Origin of the sequence: Streptococcus sp. HMSC065H07 (genome assembly GCF_001837325.1) — a bacterium.
Classification (GTDB): Bacteria; Bacillota; Bacilli; order Lactobacillales; family Streptococcaceae; genus Streptococcus; species Streptococcus salivarius_H.
The window spans coordinates 34,291-50,176 of the sequence record NZ_KV832013.1; the positions used below are offsets into that span (position 1 = coordinate 34,291).

The 15,886-nt window shown below is 38.9% G+C and carries 19 protein-coding genes and 1 riboswitch; of the genes, 4 read left to right on the top strand and 15 right to left on the bottom strand.

Annotated features, from left to right (window positions below; all coding sequences use genetic code 11):
* Positions 1-172 precede the first annotated feature (172 nt).
* The 4 genes from HMPREF2637_RS00355 to HMPREF2637_RS00370 all read right to left on the bottom strand — a co-directional run bounded on the left by HMPREF2637_RS00355 (position 173) and on the right by HMPREF2637_RS00370 (position 3,281).
* On the bottom strand, positions 173-1,072 hold the full coding sequence (locus HMPREF2637_RS00355) for a helix-turn-helix transcriptional regulator (protein ID WP_070838887.1): 900 nt from the start codon (positions 1,070-1,072) through the stop codon (positions 173-175).
* A gap of 178 nt (positions 1,073-1,250) precedes the next feature.
* Positions 1,251-1,901 carry a phosphatase PAP2 family protein gene (locus HMPREF2637_RS00360; protein WP_064525570.1) on the bottom strand — a complete coding sequence of 217 codons (651 nt, stop codon included), beginning with the start codon at positions 1,899-1,901 and terminating at the stop codon, positions 1,251-1,253.
* Between the two features lie 2 nt (positions 1,902-1,903).
* A complete protein-coding gene (locus HMPREF2637_RS00365) occupies positions 1,904-2,461 on the bottom strand; it encodes an ECF transporter S component (protein ID WP_064525567.1) in 558 nt (185 codons plus the stop codon).
* Between the two features lie 81 nt (positions 2,462-2,542).
* A riboswitch (FMN riboswitch) is annotated at positions 2,543-2,665 on the bottom strand.
* Positions 2,666-2,771: 106 nt separating this feature from the next.
* Positions 2,772-3,281: a tRNA (cytidine(34)-2'-O)-methyltransferase gene (locus HMPREF2637_RS00370; protein ID WP_021143543.1), complete on the bottom strand. Its 510-nt coding sequence runs from the start codon at positions 3,279-3,281 to the stop codon at positions 2,772-2,774.
* Positions 3,282-3,558: 277 nt separating this feature from the next.
* On the opposite strand from HMPREF2637_RS00370, the gene trkA reads away from it, so the two are divergent.
* Together trkA and HMPREF2637_RS00380 are read left to right on the top strand one after the other, a co-directional pair.
* Complete coding sequence (gene trkA / locus HMPREF2637_RS00375) at positions 3,559-4,908, top strand: Trk system potassium transporter TrkA (RefSeq protein ID WP_070838888.1); 1,350 nt, start codon at positions 3,559-3,561, stop codon at positions 4,906-4,908.
* A gap of 6 nt (positions 4,909-4,914) precedes the next feature.
* Positions 4,915-6,354 carry a TrkH family potassium uptake protein gene (locus HMPREF2637_RS00380; protein ID WP_064525561.1) on the top strand — a complete coding sequence of 480 codons (1,440 nt, stop codon included), beginning with the start codon at positions 4,915-4,917 and terminating at the stop codon, positions 6,352-6,354.
* A 22-nt stretch (positions 6,355-6,376) separates the two neighbouring features.
* Here the strand turns inward: HMPREF2637_RS00380 and yidD are convergent, their stop codons facing one another.
* From yidD to HMPREF2637_RS00430, 10 genes are all read right to left on the bottom strand, one after another.
* Positions 6,377-6,625: a membrane protein insertion efficiency factor YidD gene (gene yidD / locus HMPREF2637_RS00385; RefSeq protein ID WP_002886534.1), complete on the bottom strand. Its 249-nt coding sequence runs from the start codon at positions 6,623-6,625 to the stop codon at positions 6,377-6,379.
* Complete coding sequence (locus HMPREF2637_RS00390) at positions 6,625-7,350, bottom strand: pseudouridine synthase (RefSeq protein WP_002883686.1); 726 nt, start codon at positions 7,348-7,350, stop codon at positions 6,625-6,627. Before HMPREF2637_RS00390 ends, yidD begins: the two co-directional genes overlap by 1 nt.
* 91 nt (positions 7,351-7,441) lie before the next feature.
* A complete protein-coding gene (scpB, locus tag HMPREF2637_RS00395) occupies positions 7,442-8,023 on the bottom strand; it encodes an SMC-Scp complex subunit ScpB (protein ID WP_064525558.1) in 582 nt (193 codons plus the stop codon).
* Positions 8,016-8,729: a segregation/condensation protein A gene (locus HMPREF2637_RS00400; protein WP_064525555.1), complete on the bottom strand. Its 714-nt coding sequence runs from the start codon at positions 8,727-8,729 to the stop codon at positions 8,016-8,018. Before HMPREF2637_RS00400 ends, scpB begins: the two co-directional genes overlap by 8 nt.
* A complete protein-coding gene (gene xerD / locus HMPREF2637_RS00405) occupies positions 8,729-9,490 on the bottom strand; it encodes a site-specific tyrosine recombinase XerD (protein ID WP_064525551.1) in 762 nt (253 codons plus the stop codon). Before xerD ends, HMPREF2637_RS00400 begins: the two co-directional genes overlap by 1 nt.
* Positions 9,444-9,926: a cyclic-di-AMP-binding protein CbpB gene (gene cbpB / locus HMPREF2637_RS00410; RefSeq protein ID WP_037600258.1), complete on the bottom strand. Its 483-nt coding sequence runs from the start codon at positions 9,924-9,926 to the stop codon at positions 9,444-9,446. The genes xerD and cbpB overlap by 47 nt, the downstream gene beginning before the upstream one ends.
* Positions 9,923-10,444, bottom strand: coding sequence for a metallophosphoesterase (locus HMPREF2637_RS00415; RefSeq protein WP_064525548.1), 522 nt, complete (start codon positions 10,442-10,444; stop codon positions 9,923-9,925). The genes cbpB and HMPREF2637_RS00415 overlap by 4 nt, the downstream gene beginning before the upstream one ends.
* Positions 10,426-11,400, bottom strand: coding sequence for a nucleoside-triphosphate diphosphatase (locus tag HMPREF2637_RS00420; RefSeq protein WP_037598970.1), 975 nt, complete (start codon positions 11,398-11,400; stop codon positions 10,426-10,428). The genes HMPREF2637_RS00415 and HMPREF2637_RS00420 overlap by 19 nt, the downstream gene beginning before the upstream one ends.
* Positions 11,393-12,208, bottom strand: coding sequence for a glutamate racemase (gene racE / locus HMPREF2637_RS00425; RefSeq protein ID WP_037598968.1), 816 nt, complete (start codon positions 12,206-12,208; stop codon positions 11,393-11,395). The genes HMPREF2637_RS00420 and racE overlap by 8 nt, the downstream gene beginning before the upstream one ends.
* A 63-nt stretch (positions 12,209-12,271) precedes the next feature.
* Positions 12,272-12,523 (bottom strand): YneF family protein, encoded by a 252-nt coding sequence (locus HMPREF2637_RS00430; protein ID WP_002883695.1) that lies wholly within the window; start codon positions 12,521-12,523, stop codon positions 12,272-12,274.
* Between the two features lie 245 nt (positions 12,524-12,768).
* Between HMPREF2637_RS00430 and HMPREF2637_RS00435 the strand changes: the two genes are divergently transcribed.
* Entirely contained in the window at positions 12,769-13,311 is a 543-nt protein-coding gene (locus HMPREF2637_RS00435; RefSeq protein WP_037598967.1) for a TetR/AcrR family transcriptional regulator, read from the top strand.
* A 32-nt stretch (positions 13,312-13,343) separates the two neighbouring features.
* On the opposite strand, the gene HMPREF2637_RS00440 is transcribed toward HMPREF2637_RS00435, so the two are convergent.
* Positions 13,344-14,597, bottom strand: coding sequence for a diaminopimelate decarboxylase (locus HMPREF2637_RS00440; protein ID WP_037598966.1), 1,254 nt, complete (start codon positions 14,595-14,597; stop codon positions 13,344-13,346).
* Positions 14,598-14,734: 137 nt separating this feature from the next.
* On the opposite strand from HMPREF2637_RS00440, the gene HMPREF2637_RS00445 reads away from it, so the two are divergent.
* Complete coding sequence (locus HMPREF2637_RS00445) at positions 14,735-15,871, top strand: DUF5105 domain-containing protein (protein WP_051411988.1); 1,137 nt, start codon at positions 14,735-14,737, stop codon at positions 15,869-15,871.
* Positions 15,872-15,886: the final 15 nt, after the last annotated feature.

The window sequence follows — 15,886 nt, forward strand, 5'->3', positions numbered from 1 at the left end:
TAACCCCTTATTAAAGACAACCTGTGAAATAAGGCAAGATAGTGATAAGTAATGAGAATAGTGTAAATAATTTTAGTTTTTTCAAAATAAAACTCCTTTTAACTGTTATTTATGTTTCTATAGTAAACATTTAACCATTAAAAAAGTAGTGACATTTATGTCACCACCATTTCTATAAACCATCTGCCGCTTTCCCTGCTCTTATACTTTCTTCTAAAACCGAGTCTTCTAAAACGGAAGCAAACATTATGGCCTTATCGTAATTCTCTGCAGCCTTTTTCTTATTTCCCTTATGCAGAAGTTCATATTTAGCTTTGAGAACAAAAACACTAGGTTTATAGCTATAGAATTGTGATTTTTCTATAACGGCTAATGCTTTATCCACAACTGTTAAGAAGTCTGAAAAGGAATTGTGAAAAATCTTCAAAGCAGCGATAGCCATCAAATCATTAAATAAAACAATATTATAGACATCGTCTGTCCAAATTTCCTGATTTAATACTCTCTTTACAATCCTTTCAAAAAGTTTTTTGTCAAACTGTTTTCTTCCATAGAGATGGAAGAAATAATAGTCAATAACTAATAAATCGTTAGTTGAGAATTTCTTCTTCCTTTTGACTTGTTCAAACAAGTCTTCATATATTTCTTCAACCTTTGGGCTCTCCTCCCAATTAGTAAAACTCAAAATATTTTCCAAAATATCTAGAGTTAACAACTCTTCTTCTGGAAGAAGTTCAAAGAATTTCTCATAGACTTCCTCAATTAAGGCAAGTTTAGACTTTATTCTTTCTGGGTTTCTGTACGTTGGAAACTTAATCAAACGATTCTTCATCTCATAATATTCGTCAGGAATGGTAATATTGTCATGATCCAATAGATCAGACATATTTTTTCCTAGACGTTTTGCAATATAAGATAATTTATCCAAAGACGGGAGTGACTCCCCTTTTTCAATGCGAATTAACTGACGCACAGTTAATTCCGCACCATCTAAACATAGCACTTCACGTGACATCTGCTGACGTTCACGCTCAGTTTTGATTCTTAGTCCAATGCTGTCTTTTATGTTCAAGAGACTCTCCTTTATTTCAAAAATTTAAAAATATTATATCATAACTGTAATATAATTAATATACAGTTAATATGATTTTAACAGAATAATAGTCAAAAAAAGCTATTTTTATACATTTTATATATGAAGGCCCTTCCTTTGCATCAAAAAAACATGCAGTTCAAAACTACATGTTTTTTTATTTCTGTTTACTTTGGAATCGCCATTCAAAGCGAATGCGGTCATAAGTTGGATAAATCGCATTAAGCAACCCAAAGGCTAAGGTAAAGCCAGCTAAAACATCTGTTGGATAATGCACACCCACATAAATACGCGAAAGTCCAACAAGGAAAATAAGAAGTCCAGTAATAGCATAAACTACTATTTTAGATTCTTTTTTCTCCAAACGCTGAGCAAGGACAATGGCAATTGCTCCAAGAATCATAAAAGTTCCCAAAGAATGACCACTAGGGAAAGAATAACCACTAGCATGCACTAAATGCGTAATTGATGGACGCTGACGCTGATAAATATACTTCAAACTTACAATCAAGATACTAGCGAGAAGCCCACTGGCTCCCACAAAGATAGCTTCTGATTTATACTGACGTAGATAAAGCCAGATGACTGCTACGATTGCAATAATAGCCTGTACAGGCGTATTCCCAAGCATGGTAATAGTTTTAAAAAAGCGTGTCAATCCTGCTGGTAAGCCTCCTCGAACCCAAGTTTGAATGTTGCTATCAAATCCTGTCAAGACTTCAGGGTAGAACTTAACCAAATAACCGAGAGCAACAAATAACAATAAGGCAAAAGAAGCATAAATATAATGTGTGTGTGTGTGTTTCATATTTATAATTTTACTAGAATAGACTTAAGTGGAGCATAAATTAAAGCAAAGGCTACTGCAAAAATTAATCCTTCAAGTAAATTGAAAGGTACTACCATAGCGAAAAGGTATTTATAGAGACCTATAAATTGCGCAATATCAAAGTTGGCAAATTTAGCATAGAGTGGTACTGCATAAATATAGTTAAGAATAACCATAGCAACTGTAAGCAAAGCAGTTCCTAAAACAGAACCAAGAATATAATTCTTGCTTGTTTGATTTTTCTTCCAAAAATAGCTTAGGCCCCAAACAAAGACGCCTAGAGCAACAAAATTCATAGGAAGTCCAATCATTGATCCTGGTCCACCATTGTTTAGCAAGAGCTTCAACAATGAACGAAGCAAGAGAACACCGATGGCACTCTTAAAATCAAAGATGACCAAGGCAATAAGAACAGGAAGGATTGAAAAATCAACCTTCAAAAAATCTGCTGCTGGAATCAATGGAAATGAAAAATAAAGCAACAAGAATGAAACTGCAGATAAAATGGCAATGTAAGCCAATTTACGTGTGTTTATCATAAAAAAATTCCTCCAAATTTTAACAATTTGAAAGAAGTTCCCAATGGATTTGCCCATGCCAAAAAAAGCCTACGCAAAAAGACTGGTCTTCTTCCATCCAGACTATACTGTCGGTTGAGGAATCACACCTCATCAGCTTGCGCTCGCGGACTTATCCAAAGAATCACCGCCGGTCGGGAGTTTCACCCTGCCCTGAAGACCTTTTAAGGATAACATAAAAAAACCTTGGTGACAAGGTTTTCAAATTATGGATTTCTAATCTGTTGATAGTCAATGACTATAATTATTCTTTTAAAACAAAATGAAGTATCTATTTTAATTTATCGTGCTGATAACGGTGACTCAGCTCTAGCCCCTCGAACTGTTGCTGACGAAGCGCTTCATAAACAATCATACAAACAGTGTTGGACACATTTAGACTACGCACATGTTCATCATTCATCGGAATACGAATAGCTTTTTCAGGATGCTCACGCATAAAATCTTCAGGTAGGCCTGTATCTTCACGACCAAACATAAAATAGTGGTCCTCACCATCGGCATAGGCCTCTTCTGAATAAGTCTTATCCGCAAATTTCGTGACTAAATGCAAACGACCCTCTTGATTTTTAGACATGAAATCTGCCAAATTGTCATAATAAGTGATGTCAAGCTTATCCCAGTAGTCTAAACCTGCACGTTTCATTTTCTTGTCATCAATTGGAAAGCCCATAGGACGGATGATATGAAGAGGGCTATTAGTCGCTGCACAGGTACGTGCAATATTTCCGGTGTTTTGTGGAATACGAGGTTCAAACAAGACAATATGATTACGTGACATCTCAATTCTCCTAGACATAAAAAATACCATGTCGCCCGGAGTCAAGCTCAGCAGACGACATGGTTGTGGACGTTCATTAGCTTAAATCATGACAGGTTAGATTTAAAATAACGAATCTTTGAATATATTTTAGCACTTCTGGTCTAAAAGTCAATACTATTTAAAGAAAAATTTCACCTTTATTCACTTAAATAGGAATAGTTGATAAAGCTAGCTGAAAAGGATGATTTTTCCGCTAAAATAGAGTATCATAGTAATGATTATTTGGAGGTAACTCATGCGTATTATTGTCGTAGGTGCCGGTAAAGTCGGTACCGCACTCTGTCGTTCTCTTGTTGAAGAGAAGCACGATGTTATTTTAATTGAAGAAAAGGAAGAGGTCCTCAAACGCCTCAGCAAACGCTATGATGTTATGGGCTTTGCTGGAAATGGAGCTAATTTTAAAATTTTGGAACAAGCCGAAGTTAGCAACTGTGACGTCTTTATCGCGATGACTGATAAAGATGAAGTGAATATGATTTCAGCAGTTCTGGCTAAACAAATGGGTGCCAAAGAAACTGTTGTTCGCGTACGTAACCCAGAATACTCTAATGCTTATTTCAAAGACAAAAACTTTCTTGGATTCTCATTAGTAGTTAACCCTGAACTTTTAACCGCTCGCTATATTGCCAATACAGTTGAATTTCCAAACGCCCTATCAGTTGAAACTTTTGCTAATGGACGCGTTATTCTTATGGCATTTAAAGTTACTGAAAATAGCCAATTATCTGGTATGACAATGGAACAATTCCGTAGGAAATTCGGCAATATTCTAGTTTGTACGATTCACCGTCAGGGTGAACTCATCATTCCAGATGGAAATGCTACCATGCAAATTGGGGATAAGATTTATGTCACTGGTAAACGTATTGATATGGCACTTTTCCACAGTTACATCAAGCCAAAAAGCATCAAAAAACTCTTGTTGATTGGTGCTGGGCGCATCTCCTACTACTTGCTCAATATCTTGAAAAACAATCGTATTAAGGTCAAATTGATTGAGCAAAAAATGGACCGTGCGCAAACCTTTAGTCAGGTCTTCCCTGAAGTTTCTGTTATCTTAGGTGACGGTACTGCTAAAGACCTTCTTCTCGAGGAAAGTACAGCCAGTTACGATGCCGTAGCTACCCTAACCGGAGTCGATGAGGAAAATATCATTACCTCTATGTTCCTCGAAAGCCTTGGTATTCATAAGAATATTACTAAGGTTAACCGTACTAGTCTCTTAGAGATTATCGATCCACGTGAGACAACAACAATTGTCACTCCTAAGAGTATCGCTGTTGACACTGTAATGCACTTTGTACGCGGGCGTTTTAATGCCAAAGACTCTAGTCTGGATGCCCTTCACCATGTGGCTAATGGTCGTATCGAAACCTTGCAATTCCAAATTAAAGAAAATAACAAAATCGCCGGAAAGAAACTTTCTGAGCTTGAATTTGCTAACGGTGTCCTTATCGCTGCTATTATCCGCAATGGAAAATCTATTTTCCCAACAGGAGAAGACAGACTCGCTATTGGGGATAAAATCGTGGTTGTTACACTCTTACAAAATATAACTCACATTTACGACTTGTTGAAGAGGTAAGCTGCCATGAATCGATCTATTGTCCGTTTTCTTATTGCCAAGCTCCTACTGATTGAGGCTGCTCTCTTGGTTGTGCCACTTATCGTCGCTCTTATTTATCAAGAAGATGCTAAAGTATTTGCCAGCATCTTGGGTACGATGGGGATTCTCCTCTTTCTCGGGGTGCTTGGTACTCTCTTTAAACCAAAGAACTACCATATTTACACCAAAGAAGGAATGCTTATTGTAGCCCTCTGTTGGGTGCTCTGGTCCTTCTTTGGAGGATTGCCCTTCGTCTTTGCTGGTCAGATCCCAAGTGTCATTGATGCCTTTTTCGAGATGAGCTCTGGTTTCACAACCTCGGGGGCTACTATTCTTACAGATACTGGAGTACTTACCCACTCCCTACTTTTCTGGCGAAGCTTCGCCCACTTGATTGGAGGGATGGGGGTATTGGTCTTTGCCCTAGCCATCATGAACAACAGTAAAAATGGTCACCATGAGGTTATGCGTGCAGAGGTGCCTGGTCCAGTATTTGGTAAAGTCGTTGCCAAGCTCAAAAATACAGCTCAGATTCTTTACATCATCTATCTGACTATGTTTGTTATTTTTGCTGTTATTCTCTGGCTTTGCGGTATGCCAATCTTTGATAGTATCATCACTGCTATGGGGGGCGCAGGTACTGGGGGATTTGCTGTCTATAATGACTCTATCGCCCATTACCACAGTGATCTGATTACCTATGTGGTTACTGTTGGTACCCTACTCTTTGGAGTTAACTTCAACCTTTATTTCTATATCCTCCTTCGCAAAATCAAGTTTTTCTTCCAAGATGAAGAACTACGTACCTACTTTGCGATTGTGGCTATTTCAACAGGTTTGATTTTCCTCAATATTTTTGGGATTTACCACAATTTGGCTGACTCTTTCAAATACTCATTTTTCGAAGTGTCAACTATCATCACAACAACCGGTTTTGGTCTAACGGATATTACCAAATGGCCACTCTTTTCTCAGTATATCCTACTCCTCCTGATGTTTATCGGGGGATCAGCAGGTTCTACTGCCGGTGGTTTCAAGGTTATCCGTGCTATGATTATTGCTAAGATTGCACGAAATCAGACTCTGGCTAGCCTCTATCCTAATCGTATCCTGTCACTTCATATTAATGGAAGTGTTCTCGATAAAGAAACCCAGCACAGTGTTCTTAAATATCTAGCTGTATATGTACTCATTATACTAAGTTTAGTCACTGTTTTGTCACTGGATAATCAAGACCTCTTGATTGTGACAAGCGCTGCTGCTTCAACCTTTAACAATATTGGACCTTTACTTGGAACGAGTGATAGCTTTGCTATTTTCAGTCCTTTGTCTAAGCTTATCATGGGATTTGCTATGATTGCAGGACGTTTGGAAATTTATCCTTTACTACTCCTCTTCCTGCCAAAAACTTGGTCAAAAACTTAAGCATAGAAAAACTCCTTTGGATTCATTTATCCAAAGGAGTTTTATTACGTTTTAGACTAAAATAATCTGGCACCGGATCATCGCCAGTCTCTGATAAAGGGTGACATCTTAAGATACGGGCAACTCCCATAAGAACTCCCTTTAAACCGTGCATTTCTATTGCTTGGATCATATAAACCGAACAAGTTGGACGAAAACGGCAAGAGGGTGGAAATAGGGGAGAAATCCATCTCTGATAAGCCCTTACTAAGGCAATCAGAAATCTTTTCATTATTTAACCTTATTGACAGCAGCGTTATGAAGCTGACTGATTTCTTTCTTATTCAGACGGCGTGATTCACCTGGGCGAAGCCCTGTTAAATCAAGGGTACCAAAACGCGTACGTGACAACTTATCAACAAGCAAGCCCACTGATTCAAACATTTTCTTAACCTGGTGGTTACGCCCTTCATGAATTGTCAATTCAACAACTGAACGGTTCTTTTCATGGTCTACTTTGATAATATTGTAACGTGCTGGTTTTGTTTTCTTACCATCAATGACAACACCACGAGTCAAAGGACGAAGGTTCTCCTTGGTTGCAATACCTTTGACACGCGCCAAATAAACCTTGTCAATCTCATTACGTGGGTGAATCATCTTATCGGTAAAGTCACCATCATTAGTCAAAATAAGAAGCCCCGTCGTATCCCAGTCAAGACGACCAACAGGATAGATACGTTCCTTAACGTGGGGCATGAGGTCAATCACCGTCTTACGATTTTTCTCATCAGATACCGAAGAAATAACCCCTCGTGGTTTATTAAGAAGATAATAGACCTTCTCTTCATTATAAATTGGGCTACCATTTACCTCTACAATATCACCATTTTTGACAATTGTTGCCAATTCCGTAACGGTCTTACCATTTAGGGTCACACGACCCTCTTTAATCAGTTCCTCAGCCTTACGACGGCTGGCCACACCAGCGTGGGCAATATATTTATTAATTCGCATTCTTTTTCTACAGCTTAAGCTGTATCCTTTCTACCTAGCATCTCTGCTATGTTTCTTTATTTTTAATGATTAGTTTCAACAAGGTTTACTCTTAATTGTCCAAGTCCTCAAGCTCCTCTGAAGCATCTTCCCTAAAGAGACTCGTTTCTTGATCTTCAAGTTCTAGTTGATCAATCGCCACAAGCTCGTCTAAACTGTTAATGCCCATATAGTCTAGGAAATAATCAGTAGTCGCATATAGGTTAGGACGACCGACAGCATCCTTTTTACCAGCCTCTTGAATAAGATCGAAGGCCTGAAGTTTAGCAATAGCACCACTAGAATTAACACCTCTAATGTCATCGACTTCAGCGCGAGTAATGGGCTGTTTATACGCAACTATAGAGAGGACCTCAAGACTCGCTCGTGATAGACTCTGGTTAATGGGCGTTTTAGAATAGTCACGAAGGAGACTTGCAAAATCTGGTTTAGTCACTAACTTATAAGTATTTGATGATTCCAATAAACACAGAGCTGAATCCTCATCTGCCTCGTACTTAGCTTGCAATTTCTCCAAAGACTGAGTCAGACCCGTCACTGGCATTTCCAAAAGCTGTGCCATGGTACGTAGACTAAGACCATCTTCACCAGCCACAAAAAGTAAAGCTTCTAATCGTGCTAAGTGACTACTCATTCGTCCATTCCTTTCTTAGTGTGATTGTGCCAAAAATTGTTTCCTGTTGTACTGATATGCGATGTACCTTAATCAATTCAAGAGTTGCCAAAAAGAGGGTGATTACTTGATTCATATCTTTAGCATCTGTGAAAAGTTCATCCAGATATAGCTCATTTTTTGAGCCAAATGCTTCCTCAATAATCAGCATCATGTCTTCAATTTTATAATCGTCACGCGCAATGGTCGTGTGGTTTCGCCGAATTTCTTCTTGCTTTTCAGTCATGATTTTTGAAAAAGCCAAGAAAATGTCTTGAATGGTCTTATCCTGATTCAGTGTCACATCTTCATAAACTAATTCAACTTTTGGTTTTGAAAAATACTGAGCCCGCACTTCATGCTGCTTAGCCAACTCTTGACTAGCTGCTTTGAAGCGTGCATATTCTTCCAACTGACTCAAGAGCTCTAGTTCTGGATCATCTGCTTCTGGCTCAGCTTCCACCACTGTCGGCAGAAGCTTACGACTCTTAATCAGCATGAGCTGACTAGCCATAAGCATATATTCCCCAGCAACTTCAAGCTTCATGGCTTGCAAGGTTGCTAAATAAGCCAAGTATTGCTCAATAACCTCAACAATGGGGACATCGTAAATATCTACCTCATACTTAGAAACCAGATGGAGCAACAAATCCAGTGGCCCCTCAAAATCTTTTAACTTAATATCCATTAGATTTTATAGTATTTCTCCAAGGTCACTGGACTTTTTAGTCCCAGTAAACGAGCAAGTTCAAAGGCGCCCGTTCCCTTTTCAATTTGTCTAAGAATAAATTGCTGACGCAAGACTTGAGCAGTCACATTCGATAAGCCACAGTCAATAACATAAGTCTGGATTTGCTTATACAGCCATTGTCGAGTATAGACCTTACCCAAAAGCAATCCCTGACTGTTCACATCTTTAATAGCCAACAAATACTGTTTCAAATCTGCTTCAAGTCTAAGAACACGCTTAGTCGTTCCCTTGGCCACAGTTACAACACCAAAATCCAAGTCGATATCGGACCAGTCCAACTCCAAAATCTCTGAAGGCAAGAGCCCCAACTCTAGAATCAGCAGACAGGCCAGTTTCCCAGCCCCTTCACGTCCCTCGTAAAGCGACGAAAGATCCAGTATCTGCAACTTATCCTCCTGAGAAGGTAGCGTTACCATCTCTGATAGTTTGAAAAATTTCGCTAATTCACCCTTTTGATAGAGATATAGTAAAAATTGATTGACCGCAGAGCGCTTACGTTTTTGTACGGATGGTTTCCATTCCTTGAGTTGGTTTTCATAGAGCTTTAAAGTGGTTTGATCAATTTGTCCTGAAATCAAAGTTGTAAACTGCTTAAGATCATAAGCATAAGCTTGCTTTGAACTCTCTGAAATGACCTTAGTAGACAGAAAATCAGTGATCTGAGTTGTCAGTTGTTTTTGGAATGATGATATAGTCATGTGTAAAGTCATGTAAGAGGCTATTAACCGCCTTTAGAATCGATTTTCGTGTGATAATTCCTTTGAAAATACCTTGGCTATCAACCACAGGAAGGAAAGGATTATCAACTAGCTTATGCATTACCTCGTTTAGATTAGCATTATCTTCCACTGTTTCCACGACATCTGATGTCATCGGCCCGATATCATGGTTAACCATCTCCCACTCTTGCAAGTTATGTTCATCTTGATAACGCTTAATATCTGTCAAAGATATGGTCCCAAGATAATGCTTATCCTTAGTCAAAACGGGAACGCGCGAATAACCGTTACTCGTCAAAAGCAAAACCACATGATTAGCGTTATGACTATCAATAAAAATAGCAACCTGATCTGATGGAATTAAATAATTATCTAAACGAGCCAACAAAAAATCTTCAAATTCTTTAGCAATCATCGTTCAAATTCCTGTGTAAGTTCTGAATAAAGTTCATGGTCACGTGTGTAATATTCCACACGAATTTTTGCATCGTTTATAATCACCTTTGCATAAAGTTTCTCATGTATAGGCCCACGTGGCTGTAAAACAGAACCTGGATTGATAAACACTGTCTTACCATTTCGCCAAGCTGTTGCCGCATGCAAGTGGCCATAAAGACAAATATCAGCATCCTCTTGTTGCGCCCAAAGATCTAACTTGTCCCAGGTAAAATTAATGCCATAGAGATGACCATGTGTTTGTGCAATAATCACATCTCCAAGTTTAACGACCAAACGTTCTGGATAACCTGAATCATAATCACAGTTTCCTCGAACTACATAGATACCTTTCCAAACAGGATCACTTGATTCTAACTCCGAATCTCCGTTGTGGAAAATGGCATCCACCTTTCCTTGATAACGATTTTTTATATCTGCTACAATATCACGATCCCCATGGGAGTCGCTCATTACGATTATTGTTTGTTCTGCCATGCTGGGAAGACCTCCATAAGTTTCTTAACAGCTTGTCCACGGTGAGATTGTTCATTTTTCTCTTCTGCAGAAAGCTCTGCTGCTGTTTTACCCGTATTACCAACTAAAAAGAGAGGATCATAACCAAAACCATTGTCACCTTTAGGTTCTCGGCCAATATAACCCTTCCAGTCGGCATCAACAACCAAACTATCACGTCCAGGTGCTGCAACAACTAGGGTTGTATGGAAGTTCGCCGTACGTTTGCTATCATCAAGCACCATAGCGAGCTCGTGCAATAATTTAGCATTATTTTCAGCATCTGTGGCATCAGGGCCTGCAAAGCGCGCAGACCAAACACCTGGTAAGCCTCCAAGAACATCTACCTGCAAACCAGAGTCATCTGAAAGGACCATTTTACCAGTTAATTCAGAAATGGTCTCCGCCTTCAAGCGTGCATTTTCCTCAAAGGTCATACCTGTTTCAGCAACTTCAGGAAGGTCTGGATAATCATTAAGATTCTCTACCTTAATGCCTAGTTTTCCAAATAGTTTACGAAATTCCTTAGTTTTTCCTTCATTGCGTGTCGCAATCAATAGGATATCACCAAAATCTGATTTGTTATCAGAACCAAAGAAATCACTCAAGGTGACACCTTCTCTAGGCACATGAACATAGACAAGCTTATCTCCTTCACTAACTACCAAGGCCCCTTGATGTGGCGTAACAGCTAGGTCTCGACCAGTTTGCTCTTTCAAGCAATCCAAAATAAAGGATACCAAGCGAAGGTCTGAAGAATGTTTAGCAATATGTAACTGGAAACCACTAACAGCCAAAACGTTAGTCAAGGCTTGGAAAAGGTCAACAAATTGTTCATAGGCCTCATCACCACCAAAACAAGTCAAGTGATTGTAGCTTCCAAAACTAGCCAAATACCAGTCTTGTTCGTCTTTATATTCTAAAATTGATTTAGTCATTTTCTAACTCCTTGTCCAAATCGACATGTTGGACAGCAACTTCTTCACCCAGCCATTGTTCTGCGATTTCTTTAAAACCAAGCACACTAGCTGTGGTGTAATATTCTTCCGTCTTGTCTTCGACTTCACGGCTACGATTAATTTCAAAATAATTGAGCAAAACGGAAACATCACGAACTGTTTCAGCTCCGCTATCAATTAGCTTGACACTTGGCCCCATAACATTCTGGATGATAGGACGTAAAAGTGGGTAATGGGTGCAGCCCAAAACCAAGGTATCTACCTTGCCGACTAAAGGTGCCATGCTCTCATAAACAATCTTTTTAGCCACACTTGAGTTAATTTCATTGGATTCAACAATAGGGGCAAAGCGAGGACAAGATAAACTCAAGACATTCATTTGTGGTGCCAGATGCTTAATTTTTTGTTCATAGATGTTAGAGGCAATCGTCATAGGAGTCCCAATGACGCCAATATGACCCGATTGACTAGACTTAATGGCAGCACTAGAACCAGGCAAAACCACACCTAGCACTGGGATATCCAAGGCTCCTTTGATTTCCTCCCAAACTACTGCTGTTGCCGTATTACAAGCAATAACGATCATTTTTACATCTTTGGTCAGAAGAAATTTAACCAACTGCCAGGTATACTCTCTGATTTGTTCTGCTGGTCTAGGACCATACGGCGCCCTAGCAGAGTCACCAATATAAACAATAGACTCGTGAGGCAACTGACGTTTAAGTTCACGTACCACCGTCAGTCCTCCGACACCAGAATCTAAAAATCCTATAGGTCGATTATCCATCTTGCCTCCTTATCCCCTAGGTTACATGTAAAAAGCTGAGATTCACGTCCCAGCTCCCCACCATTATTTTTTCTTTTTCTTGCTATCTGCAAGTGCTTGTTTTTGTTGTTTGATAATTTGGTTATATGTTTGACGCACTTTTGCTTCATTTGGCTTTTGACCCGCAGCTGACATCATGGTACGAACAGCGTCCACATTCAAACGAGGATTTTCAGCCAATTCTTTCTCCATTTGTTTGCGGGCAAAGTATGCGCCTCCATAAAAACCACCCAAAAGGGCTACAAAAACAAGAATAATCCAAAGGACGGTGTTCATAAATTTAATTCTCCTATAACGTTGATTTACCTTATATTATAGCAAAAATGGACCCTACTGACAAATAAGACGTTGGTTCTTAAAAACGTATAGAAAAAAAGTTTTTTCGTTTAAAATATCGATAAAATGAGAGTTTCAGTATTTTTCACTTACAACTGTAAAGGACTTGTAAGATTTCTAGAAAAAAAATAGGTTATTATATAAGTTGTGGAATTATTATTATGTTTATATAAAGGGGTTTATTTATGCTCAAGGAAGCAACTATTTCCGAACGAAAAATTGTCAACGCATTTATTGAACTCTTAGAAGAGAGTTCACTCGAACAAATCAGCATCACAGACATCATCAAGAAGGCAAATCTCAGCAGACCAACTTTCTACTACTACTATTCAAATAAAGAAGATTTGGTTGAAACAACCTTCTCAAAGATTTTAGATAAAGTTTCAAGTATTCTTCAGGAAGACATGACCTACCAAGAGGGTGTTGTTACTGAAATGCTAAGATATCTTAAGGAAAATCAAAAGCTCTGTCTCACCTTAATGACACACATTCCAAACATCAATGAGATGATTCGTGAATTCATTATCGAGACCATCCTTAACTCTGATATCGAAAATGTTACAGAGCTCATGGAACAAAGCTATCATATTCCTGCCAAATATTCATTGGAAATTTATGTTAGCACTATTGTTACCATTTTAACACTCTGGCTCAAAGAAGGCTGTGTCGAATCCCCTGAGGAGTTAGCCGATATCATTCTTGAAGCTGTAATCATTAAAGTAAAATAAGCTAGGGCCTTTAAGGCCTAGCTTATTTTTTGTTAAATGTCAAAATCAAAACCATCAAGAGTAGCAAAGTAATCATTCATCGTCTCTGCACGGCGGATCATACGAGCCGTTCCATCTTCTTGGTAGAGAATTTCTGCAGAACGAAGACGTCCATTATAGTTGTAGCCCATTGAGAAACCATGTGCACCTGTGTCGTGGATAACCAAGGTATCTCCAATACGAGCTTCTGGCAATTCACGGTTCTTAGCAAACTTATCATTATTTTCACAAAGAGAACCTGTCACATCAACTACTTGAGTGTCACCATCTGGATTAGTCATATTCGTGATGTGGTGGTAGGCATCGTACATAGCTGGACGAAGCAAGTTAACCGCAGAAGCATCTACACCAACGTAACGACGATAAGTGTCCTTAATATGAAGAACCTTAGTAACAACAAGGCCATGAGGTGCTGTCATGAAACGTCCAAGTTCAGTGTAAATACTAATGTGTCCAAGATCATTCGGAACAAGAATCTCATCAAATTTAGCATGAACCCCTTCACCGATAACAGCAATGTCATTTTGCTTATTAGCCGGTGTGTAGTCTACCCCAACACCACCTGATAAATTGATAAAGTCAAGACTAACTCCAAGTTCATTCTTGATTTCTACCGCCAATTCAAAGAGTTGAGCAGCCAAGGTTGGGTAATACTCATTCGTTACTGTATTTGACGCTAGGAAAGCATGCAAACCGAATGATTTCACTCCTTTTTCTTTAAGGTAGGCATAACCTTTGAAGAGTTGTTCCTTAGTCATCCCAAATTTTGATTCTTCAGGATGATCCATGATATCAGTACCAAGAGAGAAGACACCTCCTGGGTTAAAGCGCAAAGAAAGGGTTTCAGGAAGCCCTGCAGCCTCTTCCAAGAAAAAGATATCTTCGTAAGCATCAAGGTTAATTGTCGCATTAATATCACGCGCGTAAACAAACTCTTCTGCACGTGTATCATTAGATGTAAAGCTAATCGCGCTACTATCAAAACCAATTTTCTTACTCATGACAAGCTCTGTATCGGTCGCACAATCGACACCACACCCTTCTTCTTTCAAAATTTTGAGGATTGCTGGATTAGGTGTGGCCTTTACAGCAAAGAATTCTTTAAAACCTGGATTCCACGAAAAAGCTGCATTAACTGCACGTGCTGTTTCACGAATCCCTTTTTCATCGTAAAGATGGAAAGGTGTGGGAAATTCTGCAGTGATTTGTTCAAGTTTATCAGCTGTAATAAAAGGTGTTTTTGTCATTTTATTCTCCATTTTTTTACAATAGTAATCCTATTATAGCATAAGAAAAGGCTTGAAACCCAATTTTCTAATAATCTCAAGGCATATTTCATGATACAATAGACCTATAACCTAAATAAAATAACGGGGGATTATTTATGAAAAAATATCTTTACTCTGGGGCTCTTGCTCTAGCAGCCATCTTAACACTCTCAGCATGTGCCAAGCCAAAACTTGATGCCAAGCTTTCTGTTAACGATATTGTCTATATGTCAGGAAGCGACCTCAAGCTCAAGGATGACCAAACCCTAGTCGAAGTCTCATTCAAACTCGAGAATACTTCGGAAGATATGGAAAATGAGCTCAACACATCTGCTAAACAATTCTACCTCAAAGATAAAGATGGTAAAAAAGTCACAGCAAGCAAGATCGACAAAGGTGATCTCCCTACTCTCTTCAACAAAAATAAGAACGTAGAGGATGCTACAGATGACTTTGGAAAGCTTGAAGCTGACGACTACAAAACTGTCTCACTCTTTTTCGAAGTTAACAACGACGAAAGCTATAAACTCTATTTTGAATCAAAGGATGAGAAGACAGAAGGACAAACTGTTTCTACTAACCTAAAAGATTTCGATGGTAAAACAACTACCAATGTTAAAAAGGCTGTTGATGCTTATTTCAACGCAGTTCTTCTAGGTGGCGAAAGCAAAGACTACAGCAAATTTGTTTCTAACGACTTGGACAAAGCTAAGGGCGAACTTAACCAATATTTCTCAGATAGCCTTCAATACAGCTATGATGCAACTGATAACATCAAACCAACCGGTGATGAAGTTCCAAAAGTTTTTGGTTGGGTTCAAACAGCTAACCGTGAACGCGGCAGCTACACTGTTGACAACATTATCGTCGCTAAAGATAAGGCAGAATTCAATGTCAGCATGTCAACTATCAGTATGAAAGCTGCAGACGATGCCTATGGTGCTAATCACCCAAATCTCACAGACGAACTTAAAAACTACCTACAAAGCAATGGTGCTAACGCTGGAAATGTCGACCAACTGACAAGACAATTCTACATGGAAACTTACCTACCGAATTCAATCAAAGAAGTAAGTCCATCAGCACCAAAGACTGAAGGTACAAATATCTTTGATAATTACTCAGTCGAGCTTACTAAAAAAGACGACAAGTGGGCTTTCCCAGATAAAGATAGCTATGTGGGAAAATGGGATTACTATCCACTCTTCTACGCTTACACAGGTCAGCAAGGAACACTCACAAAAAACTATTAGACAGTAAAAAAATCA